The organism is Microbispora sp. NPDC088329 (assembly GCF_040685655.1).
GTDB lineage: Bacteria > Actinomycetota > Actinomycetes > Streptosporangiales > Streptosporangiaceae > Microbispora.
Genome location: NZ_JBFBIP010000043.1, coordinates 1 through 20,270, shown reverse-complemented (window position 1 = coordinate 20,270; position 20,270 = coordinate 1). Strand labels below are relative to the sequence as shown.

Genomic DNA, 20,270 nt, shown 5'->3' with positions numbered 1-20,270 from the left:
GCGGCCGTGTCCGGCGGGCGGATCTGGCTGCGGGTCAACGCCGACATCCGGCCCGGCACCGGACGACAGGCCCGCTTCTCCTACAGCACCGACGGGGTGAACTTCACCACCCTCGGCCCGGCCTTCACCATGGGCAACGCCTGGCAGTTCTTCATGGGCTACCGCTTCGCCATCTTCAACTACGCCACCCAATCCCTGGGCGGCGCCGTCACCGTCAACCGATTCGACCTCACCAAACCCTGATATCAGGGCTAGTTCACTCGGGCGAGTTTCCCGTGCCGAGCGACTCTGCGCCCGTAGTCTGATCAACGAACCGGTACTCCCGTTTTGCGGCGGGAGTACCGGGTTTGATCGCGCTTACCCGGCGATGAGAACAGGAGCACTAGATGCCCGACGTGACGGGTCCCGAGCCCCCCGAGCAGGTTCTGAAGCGGATCAACACCAAGGTCCCGCACCCCGCGCGAATCTACGACTACCTGCTCGGCGGCAAGGACAACTACGCGGCCGACCGCGAGGCGGCCGAGCAGCTCCTCAAGCTCTCGCCGGGCACACGCGAGGGCGTCCGCGCCCACCGCGCCTTTCTCCGCCGGGCCGTGCGCCATCTCGCCACCGAGGCGGGGATGACGCAGTTCCTCGACCTCGGCACCGGAATCCCCACCCAGGGAAACACCCACGAAATCGCGCAGCAGGCCAACCCCGAGGCCCGGGTGGCGTACGTGGACAACGACCCCATCGTCCTGGTGCACGGCCGCGCGCTGCTGACCGGCACGGGGGTGACCACCGTGATCGAGGCCGACCTCCGCGAGCCGGACACCATCCTGTCCCACCCCGAAGTGCAGGCCGTGATCGACTTCGACCGCCCGGTGGCCGTCATCCTGGCGGGGGTCATGCACTTCATCACCGACCAGGAGAACCCGTACGACCTGGTCGAGCGGTTCAAGGCCGCCGTGCCCTCGGGCAGCCGCCTGCTGCTGTCGCACATCACGCTCGACTTCGCCCCCCAGGTGCGCAGCGAGGAGTTGAGCAAGCCGTACGACAAGAGCACCGCGCCCATGGTGTCGCGCAGCCACGCCGAGGTGGCGAAGTTCTTCGAGGGCTGGCAGCTGGCCGACCCGGGCATCGTCGAGGTGGTGCAGTGGCGTCCGGACGAGCGCCAGGAACACATCCCCGGCGGGGGTCACGCCTGGGCGTACGGCGGCATCGCGGTCAAGCCCTGACCACACGCCCCTGCGCGACGCCGTCCAGGCCCATCATGTGTTCAGTGCGGCCTCCGCCCCATGACGATGAGCAGGACCGTCCTTGATCTATTTGCCGTGGAAGCGCTGGGGCGGCGATCGGCACTCACCGGGGCGACGACCTCAGAGCACGTGAGACAACCGTCTCGGCGGGCCTGCCGAGCACTCGTTCCAGATCGTCGGTCCGCTGTTCCAGCTTTCCCGCGCGTATCTGGGCGTTGATCCAGCTCATTGGGCCCGGCCCGGCGTCTGGCACCTCGCGATAGGGCACGCCGAGCGCCTCGGCCACCTCGGGATAGCTCCACAGGGGCCCGGTGAAGTCGTACGCCCGGCCCAGATGTCCCTCACCGGTCAGCACGTTGGCCGCCGCCTCGGCGAGATCCGATCGGAACGCCGTGTTCAGGCCGCGACCGCCGGTGCTGCTGGTGATCTCACCGTCGCCGACCCGGGGGACGAACGTGTCGCTGTAGAAGGGATGACGCAGGAACGTGTACGGCAGGCCGCTGCGGAGCACGGCCTGCTCCGTGGCGTGGTAGGCCTCCGTGATCCCGGTGCCGGCGGTGCCGGCCCCCAGGAAGCTGGTGAAGACGACCGCGCCGACGCCGGCCTCCTTGGCGGCGGTCACCGCGTTCAGGTGCTGCCCGATTCTACGAGCGGTGTCGAGCTCCGGAGAGGAGATCAGAAGGAGACGGGCGGCCCCCTCGAACGCCTCGCGCAGACTCGCCGGGTCGTCGTAGTCACCGCGGCGTGCCGGCACTCCTTCGGGCGCGCGGCCGGGGTCGCGCACCGCGGCCACCACCTCCGTACGGGTGCGTAAGTGCTCGATGACGAGGCGGCCGAGCGCGCCGGAGGCGGCGGAGACAATGATCATTGGACAAGTAGACTCCCAGCCGTCTCGACCCTGCCACCGATTTTCGCGGGGGGACGGTAGCGGGCGCGGTAGTCGTCCCAGTCCCAGGCGGACAGGAAGGCCGCCGCGGCCGTCCGGCCATTGCGGTAGAGGTGCAGCTTCTGCCGCTCGTCGAGGTCGAAGTCGACCACTCCCACACCCTCGGTGTCGACCTGGATGGTCCTGGCACTCACCCACGGGCGGCTCAGATACGTCTGGTCGTGGCCGACGATCGCGGTTCCGACCAGGGACGCCAGCAGCCGCAGGGCGGGCAGGTGGGGAGCCCCGACGAACGGCAGCCTGAGCGTGTCCTCCCGGAACGCGGGAAGCAGCTTGACCCCGAACGTGGGCCGGCGCGGCTGCTGCCCGTCGGGGCGGTCGAGCGTGTCGATGGGGAAATTGGACAGCACGCCGCCGTCCACAAGGGTCGACACGAGGCCGGTCGCCGAATTGGTGATCGTGACGGGCTCGAAGAAGAAGGGGATCGACATCGATGCACGGACCGCGTCGGCCACCCGCTGCCTGCCCGGGTCCGGCACGCCGTAAACGGCCCGGTAGTCCCACGGCAGGCGCACCAGCCGGCCCAGGGTGACGTCCGTGACCGTCACCACCAGGCTGTAACGCTCGTCCTCGCCCATCCAGGGCGCCGGGTCGTCGAGCGCCAGGTCGTCGAACGTCTCGACGCCCAGGTCGGCCAGCTCGTTTCCCAGCCATTCGCGCAGGTAGTCGCCCTCGAACACGCCCCGTTCGAACAGCAGGGACAGCAGCGAGAAGCCCCCGCCGGCGAGCGGGACACGCTCCACGGCGGACGCGTCCCTGAACTTGCGGTAGTCGACGGCGCACAGGAGCTCGCGCATGCGCTCCGGCGGCATACCGGCCGCGGCCAGCGCTCCCACCACCGCCCCGGCGGAGGTCCCGGCGACACGGGTGCCGGCGGGCCGCCCGAACCGGTATCCGGCCGCGTGCAGCTCGTGCAGCGCGCCGACCAGGGCCACGCCCTTGACCCCGCCGCCCTCCAGAACCAGGTCGGCCCGCGTGTCTCCCCCGGCCATCGCTCCCACCACCGCCCCCGCCTTTCTTCCATCCGTCCCGCTGTTCGTGCCCACCCGCCGGGAAAATGGTGGTCATGAGCCGTCCCGCACTCGCCTCGATTCCGACCGGGCCGGTGGCCGTGCCCGGTGCCGTCGCCGAAATCGCCGGGGGCGACGCCGTCACTCCGGTGTGGCACAACCTGCTCGGCGGCCTGACGTTCCGGCTGGCGGACGCGGGCGGCGGCACGAGGTACGTCAAGTGGATCGCCGCCGGCACCCCGGAAATCGACCTGCCCGGCGAGGCGGAGCGCCTGCGATGGGCCGGGCGGTGGGCCGCCGTTCCCCGGGTCCTGGAGTGGGGCTCGGACGCGGACGGCGCCTGGCTCGTCACGGCGGCGCTCCCCGGCCGCTCCGCGGTGGACCCGCGCTGGATCGCCGATCCCGCCACCGCCGCGGCGGCCGTCGGCCGGGGGCTTCGCCTGCTCCACGACAGCCTGCCCGTGCGGGAGTGCCCGTACGACTGGGGCGTCGAGCGGCGGCTCCGCGGCCGCGGCGAGGCCCGGCGGCGCCTCGGCGAGCCGCCCGCCGTCGACCGCCTCGTCGTCTGTCACGGCGACGCCTGCGCTCCCAACACGCTGCTGCACGACGACGGGACGGTCGCCGGGCACGTCGACCTCGGTTCGCTCGGTGTCGCCGACCGGTGGGCCGACCTCGCGGTCGCCGCCTGGAGCACGGAGTGGAACTACGGCCCGGGGTACGACGGCATCGTGTACGACGCGTACGGCGTCGCCCCCGACCCCGAGCGCATCGCCTACTACCGCCTGCTGTGGGACATCACGTGAGTCCCTGCTTCTCCTGGTCCTGGGGATACCAGCGCAGCTCGACGACGTTGCCGTCGGGGTCCTTCACGTAGACCGACGTGGCGACGCCACGTGCCCCGAACCGGGGACCGGGTCCGTCGATCACGGTGAGGACGCCGGAGTCGATGACCTCCTGCCAGTCCAGCGGATCGACGACCAGGCAGAAATGGTCGACGTTCGGCTCTCCCCGGGAGCCGCGCAGCACATCGATGATCGTGTCCGGCGACACCCGCACCGAGGGGAACGGCGCCTCGCCGGCCCGCCACTCCTCAACGCGTACCGGCTCCAGGCCGAGGACGTCGCAGTAGAACGCCAGCGACCGCTCGACGTCCTCCACGGTCAGCACCAGATGATCGAAACCCTTCACCCGCATGTCGTTCAGACTCCCCTTCGCACGTGACATTTTCGGTACGGACCCTTCTGCACCACGTTGTACTTGCGATAGAAGATCACTCGTACCATTTCTCCTCTTTTCGAGGTACACGTGAGAAAGATCCTGCGAGTGGTCGCGGCCCAGATGTTCGCCGCCGCCTTCGTCCTCGCCACCCTGTCCGCTCCCGCGAACGCCGACACGTCTCCTGGCACGACCGAGAGCGACGCCGACATCGCCGCCGAGTGGCAGGCCGTGTTCGACACCTACCACTTCACCGACAACACCCCGCCCGCGCCTGACTCGGGACGCAGCCGGGTCACGAACAGCATCTCCGTCGACATCGACGCGCCGATGCCGCTGACCTTCTACAAGTACTCGGACTTCAACAACCACATGGGCAAGAACCCGTTCCTGAAGCGGGTCGTCACCCACAAGCAGTGGCTCCAGGCCCCGGCGCTCTACCGCAACCTCACCGCCATCGAGGAGATCCCGTACGAGGGCACGATCGTGGTCAGCAAGACGCACGCGCAGCAGCGTCTGCACCCGGACGGGTTCTATTACGAGACCGACAGCTGGTCGCAGCCCAACGTGGTCACGCACCAGAAGATCGACTTCACGCCGCTGTCCGGCGGGAAGACCAGGGTCACGGAGAACCTCACCTTCGAGGCGGACACCTCGCTGATCGACTTCGTCGCCGCGAACGGCACCGCCGCTCACCAGCAGCTGCAGGCGGCCCTCAAGCAGGCGATCGAGAGCGGCGAGCTCTGATCCCGCACTGAAACCGCACGGGCGTCCTCCCCCGGTGGGGAGGGCGCCCGTTCCAGTGTCGCCGGGCTCTACCGCCCGATGCCGCTTCTGCTCTCTTCGGCCCGCAGGGTTTGGTTGATCGAGCAGTTGTCGATCCCGTTCTGGCAGTTGCCGCTGAGGGAGTCGGTGAAGACGCTGACGCTCGACACCTGCTGGGTGCCGGCGAAGTCGACGGCGCTGTTGCCCGCGGGGGCGTTCACATTGCGTTTGCCGGTGGCCAGCTGATAGGGCGGGCTGCTGATCGTGGGCGCGTTGGCGGTGTTGACGCCGGTCGTGCGCTGTGTGCCACCGCCGCCGTCGTCACCGAAACCACCACCGAAACCACCGCCATGACCACCACCGGGCCCACCACCGGGCCCACCATCCGGGCCGTCCCCGAAATCGGCGAGACGGGCGTTGAGGCGGGCGCCGCCGTGGCCGTGCCTCTTCCCCTTCTTGCCCTTCTTGCCCTTCTTCTCCTTGCCCTTGCTCCCCTGGCCGCCCTGCCCCTGACCTTGTCCATGCGGGCCGTGGCCGGCCGCGGGGACCGGCGCCGCGAGCGTCTGCGGCACCACCACGACGCCCGCCAGCCCGATGAGGGTCGCGGCGACGACGGCCAGACGCCGCGCGGACACCACCACGACGCGGGAGCTCCTGTTGTCGCCCATCCGATCCACACCTGCCTGTCATTCGCCTCCGGACGTGTCCGCTTGAGGGACAAGCGGCGCATCCGGCTCATACCCGTCGCTTCGCCACCCTTGTCCCGCCGGAAAGTCTTCCCGCCGGAAAGTCAGGACGTGGCGATGGCGGACAGCACGTCGAGCCGGGCCGCACGGCGGGCCGGCAGCAGCCCGGCCAGCAGGCCGGCCACGGCGGCCACGGCGACGACGGCGAGGAGCGGACCGGCCGGCAGCGTGAGCGTGGCCTCGGTGGTGCGGCCGAGTGCCGTGACCGTGCCCGCGGCGAAGGCCACGCCCAGGACCACGCCGGCGACGATCGCCAGGGCCGCGACGAGGACCGCCTCACCCCGGATCATCCAGCGCATCTGGGCGCCGGTCATGCCGACCGCCCGCAGCAGTCCGAGCTCACGGGTCCGCTCGATGATGGACAGGGCGAGCGTGTTGGTGATGCCCATCAACGCGATCAGGACGGTGAGCATCAGCAACGCGGTCACCAGCCCCAGGACCTGGTCGATCATCGCGTTCCGCCCCGCGACGGCCGCGGCCTGGTCGCGCACCTGCGCGGTCGGGGCGTCGGCGAGGACCCGTTCGATGGCCTTCTCGGCGTCCGCGCCGCTCACTCCGTCGGCGACCTTGACGAAGACGCTCGCGTCGACATGCTCCCGGTAGTTGCGCTCGAAGGTTTCCAGCGAGATGACGTAGCCGGTCGACAGCGCCTGGGCGTCCCGGTCGCGCAGCAGGCCGACCACCGGGAGGCGCCGGGTCCCGGTGCGGGAGAACGTCATCGCCAGGGTGTCGCCGATTTTGAGGTGCCGCTCTTCGGCGACGTTCGCGGCCAGGACGACCCCGCCGTCCGCGACGGCGTCCATGCGTCCGGCCACCATGTGGAGCGAGGTCACGCGGGGCAACGTGACCGGGTCGACCGCGGTGAGCGCCTCGGTGGACTGCCCGTCCTTCCAGTGGCCGTAGCGCAACCGCGAGGCCACGGCGACCTGCGGCAGCTCGCTGACGTGGTGATAGGCGTGCGCGGGAAGCCCGCCCAGCATCTCGTTGCGCGCGCTTTCCACCACGTAGTCAGCGGTGATCACCTCGGCGTACGACCGCGCGGTCGAGTCCTTGATCGAAGTGCCCAGCACGGTCATGAAGCTGATGAGCGCCAGGCCGAAGGCCAGAGCGAGGGCGGTCGCTGAGGTACGCCGGGGCGCCCGTGCGGCGGACTCGCGCGCCAGCCGTCCGGGGACGCCCGCCGCGCCGATCGGCCGCCCGAGCAGCCGGATCAGGGCCGGGGTGACCGCCGGCCCGAGCAGGGCGAGCCCCACGACGGTGCAGACCGCCGCCTCGCCGAGCACCACGACCGACCCCGGCCCGGCCAGGACGATCGCCAGGCCGGCCACGCCGAGCGCGGTCAGAACCGCTCCGATGACGGTACGCGTCCAGCCGGCCCGCCCGGAGACCTCGTCGGCCGATGAGCGCCGCATCGCCTCGACCGGCGCCACCGAGGCGGCGCGCCGGGCCGGCCCGAACGCCGACAGGACCGTGACGCCGACGCCGACCGCGAACGCGACGACCAGCGTCCGGGGCGTCACGACGAGCCCGCCATCGGGCAGCGTCATGCCGAAGGCTCCGGCGAGGTCGCGCAGCCCCGCCGCACAGGCGACGCCGAGACCCGCGCCCGCCGCGGAGGCGGCCAGCCCCACCAGCAGGGCCTCGCCGAGCACCGAGCGCATGACCTGGGCGCCGGTCGCTCCGGCCGCGCGCAGGACGGCCAGCTCGCGCGTGCGCTGGGTGACGACGATCGAGAAGGTGTTGGCGATGAGGAAGGCGCCGACGAGCAGGGCCGCCGCCGCCAGGGCGAACAGCATCACCTGCAGGTAGGAGATCTGCGTCTTGGCCGCCGCCGCGCTGGACGCGGCGACGTCCCTGCTGGAGGAGACCTCGTATCCGGCGCCGATCGCGGCCGCCACCGCGGACCGCAGCCGCTGGACGTCCGTGCCGTCCGCGGCGACGACGGCGACCTCCGAGGCGTTCCCGTCGAGTGCGAGCAGACGCTGCGCCGCGGGCAGGGCGACCAGGGCGACCGTGGTCTCGGGCAGCCCCTCGCCCGATCCGAACCCGGCCAGCCCCACCACGCGGAGCCGTTCCGTCCGCTCGGCGCGTACGGTCACCTCGGCGCCGAGGCCGATGCGGTGCCGGCGGGCGGTCGCCGCGTCGACCACGACCTCGTCCCCGGCCGCCGGCGCGCGCCCGGCGCGCAGGGTGAACGCGCCGACCGGGGCGGGCTCCCACGACAGCAGCAGCGACGGGCCCGACGGGACGATGGTCTTCCCGCCGACGCCGATCAGTCCCTGTCCCCGGACGACGGGGGTGGCGGCGGCCACGCCCGGCACCGCGCGGACGCGGTCGACGACCTCCGCGGGCAGCGGGTCGCGCTCGACCTCCACGCCCATCGCCGAGTCGAACGCGGCGGCGTCGCGCACCGTCAGGTCGACCCCGGCGGTGGCCGTACGGAACTGCTCGTCGAGCAGCCGCTGTGAGGTGTCGGTGAGCACCAGGCTGCCGGTGACGAAGGTGACGCCGAGCAGGACGGCGAGCAGGGTCAGCGCCAGCCTGCCCCGCCGTGCGACGGTGTTACGGATGATCAGGTGCCACATCGCGGTCACTTCTCCTCGTCGCTCGTGAGGTTGCGGGTGAGGCCGGCCACGCGGCCGTCGGCGAAATGGACCACCTGGTCGGCGTACGTCGCGGCGTTCGCGTCGTGGGTGACCATGACGATGGTCTGGCCCAGCTCGTGGGCCGCGTGGCGGAGGAAGCCGAGCAGGGCCTCCCCCGCCCGGGAGTCGAGATTGCCGGTCGGCTCGTCGGCGAAGACGATCCGCGGGCGGGCGGCCAGCGCCCGGGCCACGGCGACCCGCTGCTGCTGCCCGCCGGACAGCTCGGCGGGGCGGTGCCGCAGCCGGTCGGCCAGCCCGAGCATCGCGACGATCTCGTCGATCCACGTCCGGTCGGCCCGCCGTCCCGCGAGGGTCAGCGGCAGCACGATGTTCTCGGCGGCGGTCAGCGTGGGGACCAGATTGAAGCTCTGGAAGACGAAGCCCACGTGCTCGCGGCGCAGCAGCGTGCGCTGCCGCTCGTTCAGCCGGCCGAGGTCGGTGTCGCCGATGAGCACCTGCCCCTCGTCCACCGTGTCGAGACCGGCGAGGACGTGCATCAGGGTGGACTTGCCGGACCCCGACGGCCCCATGACGGCGGTGAAACGCCCGGCGGGAATCGACAGGGTCGCGCCGTCGAGGGCCCGGACGGCGGTGTCGCCGCGGCCGTAGATCTTCACGACGTCTCGGGCCAGCGCGGCGACGTCGGTATGCGGAAGTGCCTCGGCGGGTGTCTGGGTGATGGTCATGGGGCGAGCATCACGGCCACGACTGTCGGCGGGCTGGTCGCGGTCTTGCCGGCCAGCGGGCGGTGCCGGACAGCGGGCGGACAGCGGACCGCCAGTCCGGGGCGGCACGCTGGACGGCATGGCAGACCAGACTGTGTGCGTGCCCGCACTGCTGTGCCGCAGGTGCGTCCGCCTCCTGAGCAGGCACGTACGCGACATATCCGGCGTCACCTCGTTCGAGGTCGACGCCGCCCGTGGCCTGCTGCGTGTGCGCGGCGACGTGTCGGCCGTGGACCTGCGGGCGGCGCTGGCGTCGGCGGGGTTCGCGGGCGACCGGTGCGAGCATCGTCCGCCCGGCCCCCGGCGGCTCACTCCGTGAGCGCGGCCGCCGTCTCGCGGGCTCGCCCGGCCTCGTCCGGCAGGCCCGCCGCCGCGGCGCAGCCGGCCAGGAACGACCACAGGCGGGCCCTGGCCCAGGGAAACTCGCCCTCCTTCAGCAGCGCCAGCGCGTCCCGGCACTCGCGGACGGCGAGCGCGGCGTCCCCGCGCGCGCGAGCCGTACGGGCCCGGCCCCACGCGGCCCACGCCTGGCAGCGGGGGTTGCGCGCCCGGCGTGCGACCTCCCGCGCCTCGGCGAGCAGCGCCGACACGTCGTCGCTCTCGTCCAGGTCGAGCCGGGTATGGGCGGTGTGCACGAGCGCGAAGGCCAGCCCGTGCAGGGAGTTGCGGCCGCGCACCTCGTCCACGGCCTCCCGCAGCACGGCCAGGGCATCCTCGTGCCGCCCGGACTCGCGCAGGGCGATGCCGAGATGCGCGAGGATCGCGCTGCCGATGATGCGGTCGCCTGCGGTCCTGGCCAGGTCGAGCGCGCACCGCCACCGCACGACCGCGTCGTCGAAGTCGCCGAGGCGCAGGGCCAGCAGCGCCTCCAGATACTCCGTCATGCCCAGCCACCAGCCGTCGTCGGAGTCGCCCAGTTCGCGCCTGCTCCGCTCGATCATGGCGCGGTAGTGTTCGGCGTCCCCGCCGTACTGGCCGGCCCAGGACATCACGAGCCGGGAGATCGCGGCGTTGCGTACGTCGCCGGTCTCCTCGAAGATCGCGAGGCTCTTCTCGGTGGCGGCGACCGACTGCGGGGTCGGGTAGTAGACGTGCAGGAGCCCGATGCCCTGCAGCGCACGGGCCCGTGCGGTTGGGGAACCGCCGCCGGTCTCCAGCAGCGCGGTCAGCGCCCGGGTGCCCTCGTAGCGCACCCCGTAGTTCCAGAACATCACGAGCGCGCAGCCCAGCCGGAAACCGCTGTCGAGGTCGCCGCTGTCGACGGCGTGGTCGACCGCCGCACGGAAGTTGTCGTGCTCGTCGTAGAGCTTCGTGTAGACGGCGAGGTCGCGGACGCGTGACCCGTGCTCTTCCGCGAGCCGGACACAGTAGGCGAGGTGGCGGTCGCGGCAGTTCCCCGCCTCGCCGGCCTCCTCCAGGCGGGCCCACGCGTAGTCGCGTACGGTCACGAGCAGCCGGAACCGTCCCGTGGCCGGTTCCGGCACCACGAGGGACCGGTCGACCAGCCGGAACAGCAGGTCGAGCACCTCGCCGCGGCCGACGCCGTCGAAGGCGCACACCTCCTCGGCGGCGGACGGCGTCCACCCGCCGCGGAACACGGCGAGGCGGCGCAACAGCCGCCGCTCGGCCTCCGGCAGCAGGTCGTGGCTCCAGTCGAGGGTCGCCCGCAGCGTGCGGTGACGCGCCTCGCCGGTACGCGGGCCCGCCGTCAGCAGCGAGAACCGGTCCGCCAGCCGGGCCTCGATGTCGGCCGGGGACAGCGCCTTCACCCGGGCGGCGGCCAGCTCGATGGCGAGCGGCATGCCGTCGAGCCGGCGGCAGATGGACGCCACGACGCGAGCGGTCTCGTCGTCGAGCGTGAACGAGGGCCGTACGGCACGGGCCCGCTCCACGAAGAGCCGCACGGCGGGCCCGTCGTTGTCCGTGACGCCCAGCGGACCGACCGCGACCTGGATCTCGCCGGGGATCGCGAGCGCCTCCCTGCTGGTGGCCAGCACCCGCAGCCCGGGACAGGCAGCGGCCAGCCGCTCCACGAGGGCGGCCGCCTCGTCCACGACGTGCTCGCAGTTGTCGACCACGAGCAGCGGCCGGCCGTCCCGCAGGTGTTCCTCCACCGCGTCGGCCGACGTGACGCCCTGATCGGGCAGCACGCCCAGCTCCGCGGCGAACGCGTCGGCGACGTCCGTCCCGGGTTCCAGGGCGGCCAGGCGGACCAGCAGCACGCGGTCGGCCGGCGACTCGTCGGGCGCCTCGTTCACCGTCGCGTTCACCGTCGCGTTCACCGTCTCGTTCACCGTCTCGTTCACCCTGCGCGCGATCTCGAACGCGAGCGTCGTCTTGCCCATCCCGCCCGGTCCGGTCAGCGTCACCACCTGCGACTCGGCGAGCCGCTCCAGCGCCGTCGCCACGTCGTCCCGGCGACCGATCACCGAGGTGAGCCGGCGTGGCAGCCGGTCACTGTGCTGCGTCTGCGTCTGTGTCTGTGTCTGCGCCTGTGCCCGCGCCTGTGCCTGCGGCTGCTCGCGCGGCGGCGACGGGATCTGCTGGCGGAGGATGGCCTCGGCCAGCGCCTGAAGCTCCGGGGACGGATCGATGCCGAGTTCGCCGGCGAGGCCGCGGCGCAGCGCCTGATAGGCGGCCAGCGCCTCCGCCTGCCGCCCGCCCCGATAGAGCGCGAGCATCAGCAGGCGGTGCAGCCGCTCACGCAGCGGATGCCGCGCGACCAGCCGTTCGATGTCGGCGACGGCCTCGTTGTGCCCGCCGGACTCCAGCAGGAGCTCGAACCGGTCCTCGACCGCCCCCAGCCGCAGCTCCTCCAGCCGGGCGCTTTCCGTCGTGGCCCAGGTCGTCCGGCCGGCGTCGGCCAGGGCGGGCCCCCGCCACAGCCCCAGCGCCTCGTCCAGACGGCTCAGGGCGGCGGCGGCGTTCCCGGCGGCCGTCTCCTCCCGCGCGCGGACGAGCAGCCGCTCGAACACGTGCGCGTCGACGGCGTCCGGGGACACCGCGAGCCGGTATCCCGGGGCCTGCGTGACCAGGACGTCCGCGCCGAACCCGGCCGCGGCGAGGGCGCGGCGCAGCTTGGACACCCGGATCTGCAGGGCGTTCGCCGCGTCGGCCGGCAGGTCGTCGCCCTCGTCGCCCCACAGGGCGTCCGTCAGGCCGTCCACCGGCACCACGCGCCCGCATGACAGCGCCAGCCGGGCCAGCAGGGCCCGCACGGACGGCGGCAGCGCCGCCGCGGAGCCGTCGGCTCCCCGCACCTCGGTAGGCCCGAGAATCGCGAACGTCACGGCCGTGTTCGGCATGTCACTCCTCGTCGCCACCCGGCTCCGCCGGGACTGCCCAATATTAAGGGGCGATGAGCGTTTTGCCGGGATTTATCGCGCCGGTTATGAGCCGGTCAGCCAGGGTGTGAGCGTCCCGGCCCACCCACCCGAGCACCGACGAGCCACGGGCGCGCTGCCAGGGCAGACCGAGGAAGTACAGCCCCGGCCAGGCCGTCACGCCCTCGCGATGCACCGGCGCCCCCTGTTCGTCCAGCACCGGCACGTGCAGCCAGGGATAGCTCGGGCGGAAGCCGGTCGCCCACACGACGCCGTCGGGGCGCACGCGACGGCCGTCCGCGAGGACGACGTCGCGTCCCTCGGCGTCCACGGCGCGGTCCACCCGCTCCACCCGCCGCAGCAATCGCTTCACGTCGGTTCCGATGATCAGTTCCCGGCTCCTGACGCGGCGCCCGATCCCGCTGTCGCCGCGGATGTCCATGAAGCCCAGGTGGGAGAACCACCAGAACACGTCGCGGCCCAGCACCCGCTGGGGCAGCACCCGGCCCATCGACGAGACCGCCAGCCGGACGCGCCGCCCGGTGCCGGCCAGCTCCTCGGCGATCTGCACGCCCGTGTTGCCCGCGCCGACGACCAGGATCTCGCCCATGGGAAGCTGCTCGGGACGGCGATACCGGCTGCTGTGCAGCTGGGCGACGTGCGGGTCCAGGCCGGTCGCGAAGGCGGGCGTCCGCGGCGTGTGGAACGCCCCCGCCGCGACCACGACCCGCGCCGCGGAGTAGGCCCCTGCCGAGGTCTCTACCAGGAATCGCTCCCCTTCCGGCCGTACGGCCGTGACCTGGCAGCCGAGACGCGTCGGGAGGGCGAACCGCTCCGCGTACGCCTCCAGATAGTCGGCGACCTCGTCCTTGCCCGGATGGCCGTGCGGATCGCCCGGGAACGGCAGGCCCGGCAGCGCGTCGTACCGGCGCGGGGTGAACAACGTGAGCGAGTCCCACCGGTGGCGCCAGGCGTCCCCCACCCGCCGATGCGCGTCGAGGATGGCGAACCGCAGGCCCGCACGGCGCAGGTGGTAGCCCAGCGCCAGGCCGGCCTGGCCGCCTCCGACGATCAGCGTGTCGTACTCGGTGCCGCTCATTCGGCGGCCTCGTAGCCGGCCTCGGCGATGGCCTCGCGAACGGCGGCGGCGTCGGCCGGGCCGATGACCACCACGGTCTTGGCCGTGAAGTCCACGGCCACCGAATCGACACCGGCCACCTCGCCGACCGACTCGGCGATCGCCTTGACGCAGTGGCCACAGCTGATGGCGGGCACGGACAGCACGAGCTGGTTCATCGTTCGCTCCTTCGCGTCGCGGGCCGCTCCGTACGGCCCGGATGAGAAGACCATGCCGGGAGGCACTGTCCGGCCTCTGTCCTGAGCCGGACAGGGGCCGGTCAGCGGCGGGAAAGCGCCGCGCGGGACCGTCACCGCGAAGTCTTCAATCAGGAGGTGAAGCGATGACGGTCGTGACGAGCGTGCGCACACTGGACATCGGCGGGATGACCTGTGCGTCCTGCGTCCGCAGGGTGGAGAAGGCCCTCACCCGGGTCGACGGCGTGGCGGCGGCCGAGGTGAACCTCGCCACCGAGGTCGCCACCGTCACCTACGACCCCGCCCGCGTGACCGTCGGGATGCTCGCCGAGTCGGTCGTCCGGGCCGGGTACACCGCCGAGGTCACCGAGCCCGAGCCGGTGCCCGGCCCTGAGCGGGGGCCGGAGCCGGAGGCCGGGCCGGACCGTGAGGTCATCCGTCTGAAGCGCACCTGGCAGGCCGCCCTCGCGGCCGGGCTGTCGATGATGGTGCTGATGTACCTGCCGCTGCCCATCGACGCGATGGACTGGCTGATGCCGCTGCTGCTGGTCGTCGCCACGGTCGCGCAGTTCTGGGCGGGCCGTCCGTTCTACCGCGCCGCCTGGGCGGCGGCCCGGCACGGTGCGGTCAACATGCACACGCTCGTCGCCATGGGCACGACGGTGGCGTACGGCTACAGCGCGTTCGTCACGCTGTGGCCGGCCGCGGCGGAGCGGCTGGGGCTGCCGCTGCACGTGTACTTCGAGATCTCCGTCGTCGTCATCGCGCTCGTCCTCATGGGCCGGTGGATGGAGGCGAGGGCCAAGAAGCGGACGACCTCCGCCATCAGGGAACTGCTCGGCCTGCGTCCGAAGACGGCCCGCGTCCTGCGCGGGGACGCCGAGGTCGAGGTGCCGGTCGAGACGGTCGCCGTCGGCGACCTCGTCCGGGTGCGCCCGGGCGAGAAGATCCCCGTGGACGGCGTCGTGACCGCCGGCGTCTCCACCGTGGACGAGAGCATGATCACCGGCGAGAGCATGCCGGTGCGCCGGGGCGAGGGCGACCCGCTGATCGGCTCCACGATCAACCGGACGGGCTCGGTCGTGATGCGGGCCACCGCCGTCGGGCAGGACACGACGCTGGCGCAGATCGTCCGGCTGGTCGAGCGGGCGCAGGGGTCGAAGGCGCCCCTGCAGCGCCTGGCCGACACGGTCTCCGGGTGGTTCGTGCCCGCCGTCATCGGCATCGCCGTGCTCACCTTCGCCGTCTGGGCGGTCTTCGGCCCGGACCAGGGACGGCTCACCTTCGGCATCGGCACCGCCATCGCCGTACTGATCATCGCCTGCCCGTGCGCGCTCGGCCTGGCCACCCCCACAGCGATCATGGTGGGCACCGGAAAGGCCGCCGAGCTGGGCATCCTGATCTCCGGCGGCGACGCGCTCGAACAGGCCCGCCGCCTCAGCACGGTCGTCCTGGACAAGACCGGCACGATCACCCGGGGCCGCCCCGGCGTGACCCGCCTCGTCACCGTCGCGGGCGGGGACGCCGACGAGCTTCTCGCGTACGCCGCCGCGGCCGAGACGGGCTCCGAGCACCCTCTCGGTGAGGCGATCGTCACGCACGCCCGGGACCGCGGGCTCCGGCTGCCCGAGATGCAGCGTTTCGACGCCGTACCCGGCCACGGCGTCGAGGCCCGGGTGGCCGGGCGGGCCGTGCTCATCGGCAACGCCGCGCTCATGCGCCGCCACGACGTGAGCGTCGGCGAGCTGGAGCGGGTGGCCGCCGAGACGGCGGCCGAGGGAGCCACCCCCGTGTACGTCGCCCTCGACGGCCGCCTCGCCGGACTGATCGGAGTTGCCGACACGATCCGGCCCGAGTCGCGCGAGGCCGTCGACCGGCTGCGCGTGCTCGGCCTGGACGTGTGGATGCTGACCGGCGACAACCAGGCCACCGCCGACGTCGTCGCCCGGCAGGTCGGCATCGACCACGTCATCGCCGACGTACGGCCCGAGGACAAGGCGGCCCGCGTGGCCGCCCTCCAGGAGAAGGGCGCGGTCGTCGCCATGGTCGGCGACGGGATCAACGACGCCCCCGCCCTGGCGACGGCCGACCTCGGCATCGCCATCGGCACCGGGACCGACGTCGCCATCGCGGCCTCCGACATCACCCTCGTCGGCGGCGACCTGCGCGGCATCGTCACGGCCATCGATCTGTCCCGGCGGACGGTCACCACGATCAAGCAGGGGCTCCTGTGGGCGTTCGCGTACAACGTGCTGCTGATCCCGGTCGCCGCCGGTGTGCTGTACCCCTTCAACGGCGTGCTCCTCGACCCCTCCCTCGCGGCCGCCGCCATGGCGATGAGCTCGGTCAGCGTCGTCACCAACGCGCTGCGCCTGCGCCGGTTCCGGTCCGGCTCCCGAGCGTCCCGGCTCGCCGACTGGGGCTATCTCGCGGGCATCGCCTGCCTCGCGGTGGCCGTGGGCGCCGGGTTCACCGCGCTCAGCCGTACGGACGCGGCGCAGCGCGGGATGAACGGCGTGCTCGCCTGGGTGGAGAACACCGGCATGCCGATGCGCCCGGCCATGAGCGTGATGATGACCACCGAATCGGAGCCCGTTCCCGCCGAGGACGCCGGCCTGAAGGTCTCCGTCGAGGCCCTCGCCCACGTCACCCCGGGCCGGCCGGCCACCCTGCGTATCCGGGTCGCCGACGCCGAGACCGGCCGTCCCGTCCAGGACGTCGTGCGCAGCCACGAGGCGTGGATGCACTTCGTCGTCACCCGGGACGACCTGGGCACGTTCGCGCACATCCATCCGGAGCCCACCGGCAGGCCCGGGGAGTTCGCCGTCCCGCTCACGTTCCCCACCGAGGGCCGGTACACGATCCACAACGAGTTCAGGCTGCGCGGGGAGATGACCGACGTCCTCGACCAGCAGGAGATCACGGTCGGCCGCCCGGACGCTTTCACCCCCTCGGCCACGGCGTCGGACACCGGCTCGGCCACGGCGGCGCCTTCTCCCCGCGAGCAGGTCGTCGGCGGTCTCCGGGTCACCCTCACCGGTGAGGCCGAAGCCGGCGGCAGGAGCGACTTCACCTTCCGCTTCGCGGACGCCGCTACCGGCAGGCCCGTTTCCGGCCTGCGCCCCTACCTGGCCGCCGCAGGACACGTGGTGATCATGCCGCTCGACGGCGAGGGGTTCGCCCACGAGCACGCGGAGGCCGAGGACGACCAGGGCCGTCCCGTCTTCGCCCTGCCGGGTCAGACCTTCGGGCCCGAGCTCGGCCTGCACGCCCGGTTCCCCCGCCCCGGCCTGTACCGCCTGTGGGGACAGTTCCGCGACGCGACCGGCCGGGTCCTCACCACGACGTTCACCGTCCAGGCCCGTTAGGAACGTGCACAGAACATACACAGAACGGCTCGCCGGCTCTGCACATCCGTACGCCACGATGCTCGGATGTGCAGAGCCCGAGCATGCAAAGCCCGAACACGCACCGTCCTGCATGTGCGACGGTCGCTCGTGATCATCACGGTCGGCCTGCTGACAGCGGGGTCCGCCGCGACGCTGCCCCCCACCAGGTCTGTCGCTGCGATCGCGACGCTGGTCGGCGATTATCTGGCCACGCATCCCACCGTGAAGCGTGTGCTGCGCTCCGGTGGAACCAGCGTCACCCTCAGCTCGTGCGGCACCGGGACCGGCTCGTCGGCCGACCTGTCGGCGAACCTGTCGTCGGATTTCGGGGAAGGCTTCAGCGGCCGTCTCATCAGGACGCGGGACGGCACCTACTTCCAGATGCCGATCGGCTCCGAAGTCGCTCCAGGAAAGCCATTCGACAAGATCAATGGTTACTACGAGCCGTATCACCTGCTCGGCATCAGGATGCTCGCCATGATGGCCACCAACCTGATCGACGGCTACCGCGCGCACGCGCTCCTGATCAAATCGGGCCGTGTCACGGCGGCGGCCATTGAAGGCGACACCGTTGAACGCGCTACCGGCCACTCCACGATTCACTACACGGTCCGCATCGACGTGCTCCGAGCCGTCGAACGCCTCGATCTCACGGCCTACATCGCCTACACCGATCCCATGCCGCTCGCCCGTCGGATCGAGGAGGAGTACGCCGAGGTGCGAGCGGGAGACCGCGCCGCACAGGCACGGCTCCGCGCCCGCATCGCCGACGATCTCGGCCCCTCCGCCGGCTACGAGTTGTGGGTGGACCCGAGCGGGCGCCCGGTCCGCTACGTCCTGTCGGCCAGAAAACGGACCGAGATGACCTTCTCGGACTGGGGAACCTGCATGGTCGAAACACCCCCCTCGATGCTCGTCCGCGAGCTGAAGGGCTGATCTCTGCCCTCGGTGCCCGCCCAGGCGCTCGTGCGACCCTGCCGCACGCTCCATGTTGAGCTGGTCCTCGCGCCGAGTCGCCCGGCCACGGCTGTGTGCCACCAGGGTCACCGCCTGCTATCGCCGGGCGGCACGAGTGTCCCCGTTTGCAGGGTCCCTCCGTAGGCGAGGCGTCGCCGTTCCACAGTCGCGTTCAGTCTCGCCGCCTCGGGGCTCGGGTGAGGTGGTGGTAGGTGAAGGCCCAGCGGTCTTTGCCGGTTGTGTGGCGGGTGTAGCGCTCGGGGTGCTGGTAGCGGTCGCGGTTGTGAAACTGGCAGGCCGGGCCGAGCAGCTTCAGGTCCGTGAGCCCGCCGGTGCTCCAGTTATCGGCGTGGTCGATCTGGCACATGGTCGCGGGCAGGGGGCAGCCGTCGATCCAGCAGGTGGCGTAGCGGGCGAAGACCGCCCGCCGCTGGGCCGGGGTGGCCAGCCTGACTTTTCGGCCCATGTCGAGGACCTGTCCGTCGGCGTTCATGACCAGGCGTACCAGGGCGGAGGTGCGGGCCAGGCGGTGCACGCCGGAGACGGGCAACACCTGCCCCGTGGCCAGCAGCAGCCCCGGTGCCCTGCCCAGCAACGCCCCCAGTCCTGACCCCGGGTCTGCCCCCGCCCCTGGCACCGGCCGTTGCCCCGGCCACGTGCCCGGCTCATGAGGGCTCGGGTCATGGGAGTCCGGATCATGTGAGTGCTGCCCGCCGCGCACGCCGCCGTGGGCCTCAGGCGTGCCCAGCCCATGCCGGTATCCCCCCGCAGGTTGAGGCCCCGCGTGGGCGTGACAGGCAGAGCTGCCCCCGGAAGGAGGATCCGGCGGTTGCCACTCATCCCAGCGCGACCTGCCCGACCGTGACTCGCTCTGCTGTGGCTCGCTCTGCTGTGGCATGCGCTGTCGTGGCTCGCTCTGCTGTCGCTCGCTCGACCGCACCTCCTCCGACGTCCCCTCCGGCTGCGTCCCTCCCTGCTGCTTGCTCTCCGCCTCGTCGCCCTTCGCCTGTCCGAGCCCGACGGCATCACCGAGCCCAGCGGCACCGACGCCAGGAGCGATCGGGTCCGTCCCTTCGGCCTCGCCGGGCGCACCGAGCGCGGGCTCGGCTACCTCGGCATGCCCCACGGACTCGGCCAGCTCGGGGGCAGCGGGCCTGGGCTCTGCCGACTCGATGAACTCGGGGGCGGCGGGCTCGGTAGTCTTCGTGCGATCGCACAGGTCATCGCCCCGGCCGGCAGCGTCAACGACGTCAACGCCGCATGCGTCATCCGCGCCACTCGCGTCGTCCGCGTCAGCGGCGTCGTCCACATCGCCGGGGGCGCCGGTGTCCTGCCCGTCGCGGCCATCCCGGCCGCCGTGAACGTCTTGGACAGCCCCGGTGTCTTCGACGCTGCCGGTCTCCCCGGCCTTCTCCGCGTTCCGGCCGCCCTCGGGCCCCAGGACGTTGTCGGCGTCTGCGGCGCTTGCGGTGGCTTCGGTGTCTTCGGCGTCCTGGGTGGCCGGGCGGGTGCCAGGATCCTCGGCGTCGCTGGTGCCGGTGTCCTCGAGGTCCTCCGTGTCCTGGCAGTTCTCGCTGTCCTCGCTGTCTTCGCTGTCCTCGCTGTCCTCGGTGTCCTCGGTGTCCTCGGTGTCGGTGGCGTCCGTGGCGTCCTCGGGGTGGTTGGCGTCGTCGTCCTGGTCACCCTGGTCGCCCTGGTCGGGGACCGGGTCGGTGGGGAGAGACTCGGCGTTGACCAGCACCAGAAGCTCAGCCACGATCTTCTGCTCCAGCAGCGCCATGAACGCATCGGCCTGACGTACCCGCAGCGGCCGGTCATCACCCTCCGCCCGGGGCCGGGCATAGGCGTCCAGTAACACCCGCAACCGGGCGGCCGCCTCACGCGGAAGATAAAACTCCCCCCCCAGCCCACCCCCTTTGCCGGGACGGACCCGCAGAAACCGCCGCCCGTAATCGGCCCGCTCATCACGCTCGTCCCCATCAGGGTCCAGCACCGCC

General features: G+C 72.2%; 17 protein-coding genes. 7 read left to right on the top strand and 10 right to left on the bottom strand.

Annotated features, from left to right (window positions below; translation table 11 throughout):
- Both AB0O28_RS38965 and AB0O28_RS38960 read left to right on the top strand, forming a co-directional pair.
- The coding region (locus AB0O28_RS38965) for a hypothetical protein (RefSeq protein WP_363647904.1) at positions 1-243 on the top strand (243 nt) is incomplete at its 5' end.
- Between the two features lie 143 nt (positions 244-386).
- Positions 387-1,217 (top strand): SAM-dependent methyltransferase, encoded by an 831-nt coding sequence (locus tag AB0O28_RS38960; RefSeq protein WP_363647902.1) that lies wholly within the window; start codon positions 387-389, stop codon positions 1,215-1,217.
- 124 nt (positions 1,218-1,341) lie between these two features.
- Here the strand turns inward: AB0O28_RS38960 and AB0O28_RS38955 are convergent, their stop codons facing one another.
- Together AB0O28_RS38955 and AB0O28_RS38950 are read right to left on the bottom strand one after the other, a co-directional pair.
- Positions 1,342-2,106, bottom strand: coding sequence for an NAD(P)H-binding protein (locus tag AB0O28_RS38955; protein WP_363647900.1), 765 nt, complete (start codon positions 2,104-2,106; stop codon positions 1,342-1,344).
- A complete protein-coding gene (locus AB0O28_RS38950; RefSeq protein WP_363647898.1) occupies positions 2,103-3,188 on the bottom strand; it encodes a patatin-like phospholipase family protein in 1,086 nt (361 codons plus the stop codon). Before AB0O28_RS38950 ends, AB0O28_RS38955 begins: the two co-directional genes overlap by 4 nt.
- Before the next feature lie 62 nt (positions 3,189-3,250).
- Between AB0O28_RS38950 and AB0O28_RS38945 the strand changes: the two genes are divergently transcribed.
- The gene (locus AB0O28_RS38945) at positions 3,251-3,997 is read left to right on the top strand and encodes an aminoglycoside 3'-phosphotransferase (protein ID WP_363647896.1); all 747 of its coding nucleotides are present in this window, start codon (positions 3,251-3,253) and stop codon (positions 3,995-3,997) included.
- Here the strand turns inward: AB0O28_RS38945 and AB0O28_RS38940 are convergent.
- Complete coding sequence (locus tag AB0O28_RS38940) at positions 3,990-4,388, bottom strand: VOC family protein (protein WP_363647894.1); 399 nt, start codon at positions 4,386-4,388, stop codon at positions 3,990-3,992. The two genes, AB0O28_RS38945 and AB0O28_RS38940, sit on opposite strands and share 8 nt — an antisense overlap.
- A gap of 111 nt (positions 4,389-4,499) precedes the next feature.
- Here AB0O28_RS38940 and AB0O28_RS38935 point away from each other — a divergent pair, with 111 nt between their 5' ends.
- Positions 4,500-5,156: an SRPBCC family protein gene (locus tag AB0O28_RS38935; protein ID WP_363647892.1), complete on the top strand. Its 657-nt coding sequence runs from the start codon at positions 4,500-4,502 to the stop codon at positions 5,154-5,156.
- Between the two features lie 68 nt (positions 5,157-5,224).
- On the opposite strand, the gene AB0O28_RS38930 is transcribed toward AB0O28_RS38935, so the two are convergent.
- The 3 genes from AB0O28_RS38930 to AB0O28_RS38920 form a co-directional block, all read right to left on the bottom strand.
- Positions 5,225-5,842, bottom strand: a complete 618-nt coding sequence (locus tag AB0O28_RS38930; RefSeq protein ID WP_363647890.1) for a hypothetical protein — start codon at positions 5,840-5,842, stop codon at positions 5,225-5,227.
- 122 nt (positions 5,843-5,964) lie between these two features.
- Positions 5,965-8,505 carry an FtsX-like permease family protein gene (locus AB0O28_RS38925; protein ID WP_363647906.1) on the bottom strand — a complete coding sequence of 847 codons (2,541 nt, stop codon included), beginning with the start codon at positions 8,503-8,505 and terminating at the stop codon, positions 5,965-5,967.
- 5 nt (positions 8,506-8,510) lie between these two features.
- Positions 8,511-9,251, bottom strand: a complete 741-nt coding sequence (locus AB0O28_RS38920; protein ID WP_363647888.1) for an ABC transporter ATP-binding protein — start codon at positions 9,249-9,251, stop codon at positions 8,511-8,513.
- Between the two features lie 118 nt (positions 9,252-9,369).
- On the opposite strand from AB0O28_RS38920, the gene AB0O28_RS38915 reads away from it, so the two are divergent.
- Positions 9,370-9,609: a heavy metal-associated domain-containing protein gene (locus AB0O28_RS38915; RefSeq protein ID WP_363647886.1), complete on the top strand. Its 240-nt coding sequence runs from the start codon at positions 9,370-9,372 to the stop codon at positions 9,607-9,609.
- Here the strand turns inward: AB0O28_RS38915 and AB0O28_RS38910 are convergent.
- Genes AB0O28_RS38910 through AB0O28_RS38900 form a run of 3 tightly spaced genes read right to left on the bottom strand, consistent with a single transcriptional unit; the run spans position 9,599 to position 13,909 of the window.
- Positions 9,599-12,595, bottom strand: coding sequence for a BTAD domain-containing putative transcriptional regulator (locus tag AB0O28_RS38910; protein ID WP_363647884.1), 2,997 nt, complete (start codon positions 12,593-12,595; stop codon positions 9,599-9,601). The genes AB0O28_RS38915 and AB0O28_RS38910 overlap by 11 nt on opposite strands.
- A gap of 43 nt (positions 12,596-12,638) precedes the next feature.
- On the bottom strand, positions 12,639-13,712 hold the full coding sequence (locus AB0O28_RS38905; RefSeq protein WP_363647882.1) for an NAD(P)/FAD-dependent oxidoreductase: 1,074 nt from the start codon (positions 13,710-13,712) through the stop codon (positions 12,639-12,641).
- Positions 13,709-13,909, bottom strand: coding sequence for a cation transporter (locus AB0O28_RS38900; protein WP_363647880.1), 201 nt, complete (start codon positions 13,907-13,909; stop codon positions 13,709-13,711). The genes AB0O28_RS38905 and AB0O28_RS38900 overlap by 4 nt, the downstream gene beginning before the upstream one ends.
- A gap of 164 nt (positions 13,910-14,073) precedes the next feature.
- Between AB0O28_RS38900 and AB0O28_RS38895 the strand changes: the two genes are divergently transcribed.
- Both AB0O28_RS38895 and AB0O28_RS38890 read left to right on the top strand, forming a co-directional pair.
- On the top strand, positions 14,074-17,295 hold the full coding sequence (locus AB0O28_RS38895) for a heavy metal translocating P-type ATPase (protein ID WP_363647878.1): 3,222 nt from the start codon (positions 14,074-14,076) through the stop codon (positions 17,293-17,295).
- Positions 17,296-17,424: 129 nt separating this feature from the next.
- Positions 17,425-18,252: a hypothetical protein gene (locus AB0O28_RS38890; RefSeq protein WP_363647876.1), complete on the top strand. Its 828-nt coding sequence runs from the start codon at positions 17,425-17,427 to the stop codon at positions 18,250-18,252.
- A gap of 193 nt (positions 18,253-18,445) precedes the next feature.
- Here AB0O28_RS38890 and AB0O28_RS38885 read toward each other — a convergent pair.
- Positions 18,446-20,270, bottom strand: a 1,825-nt coding sequence (locus AB0O28_RS38885; protein WP_363647874.1) for a DUF222 domain-containing protein, incomplete at its 5' end; no start/stop codon positions are given.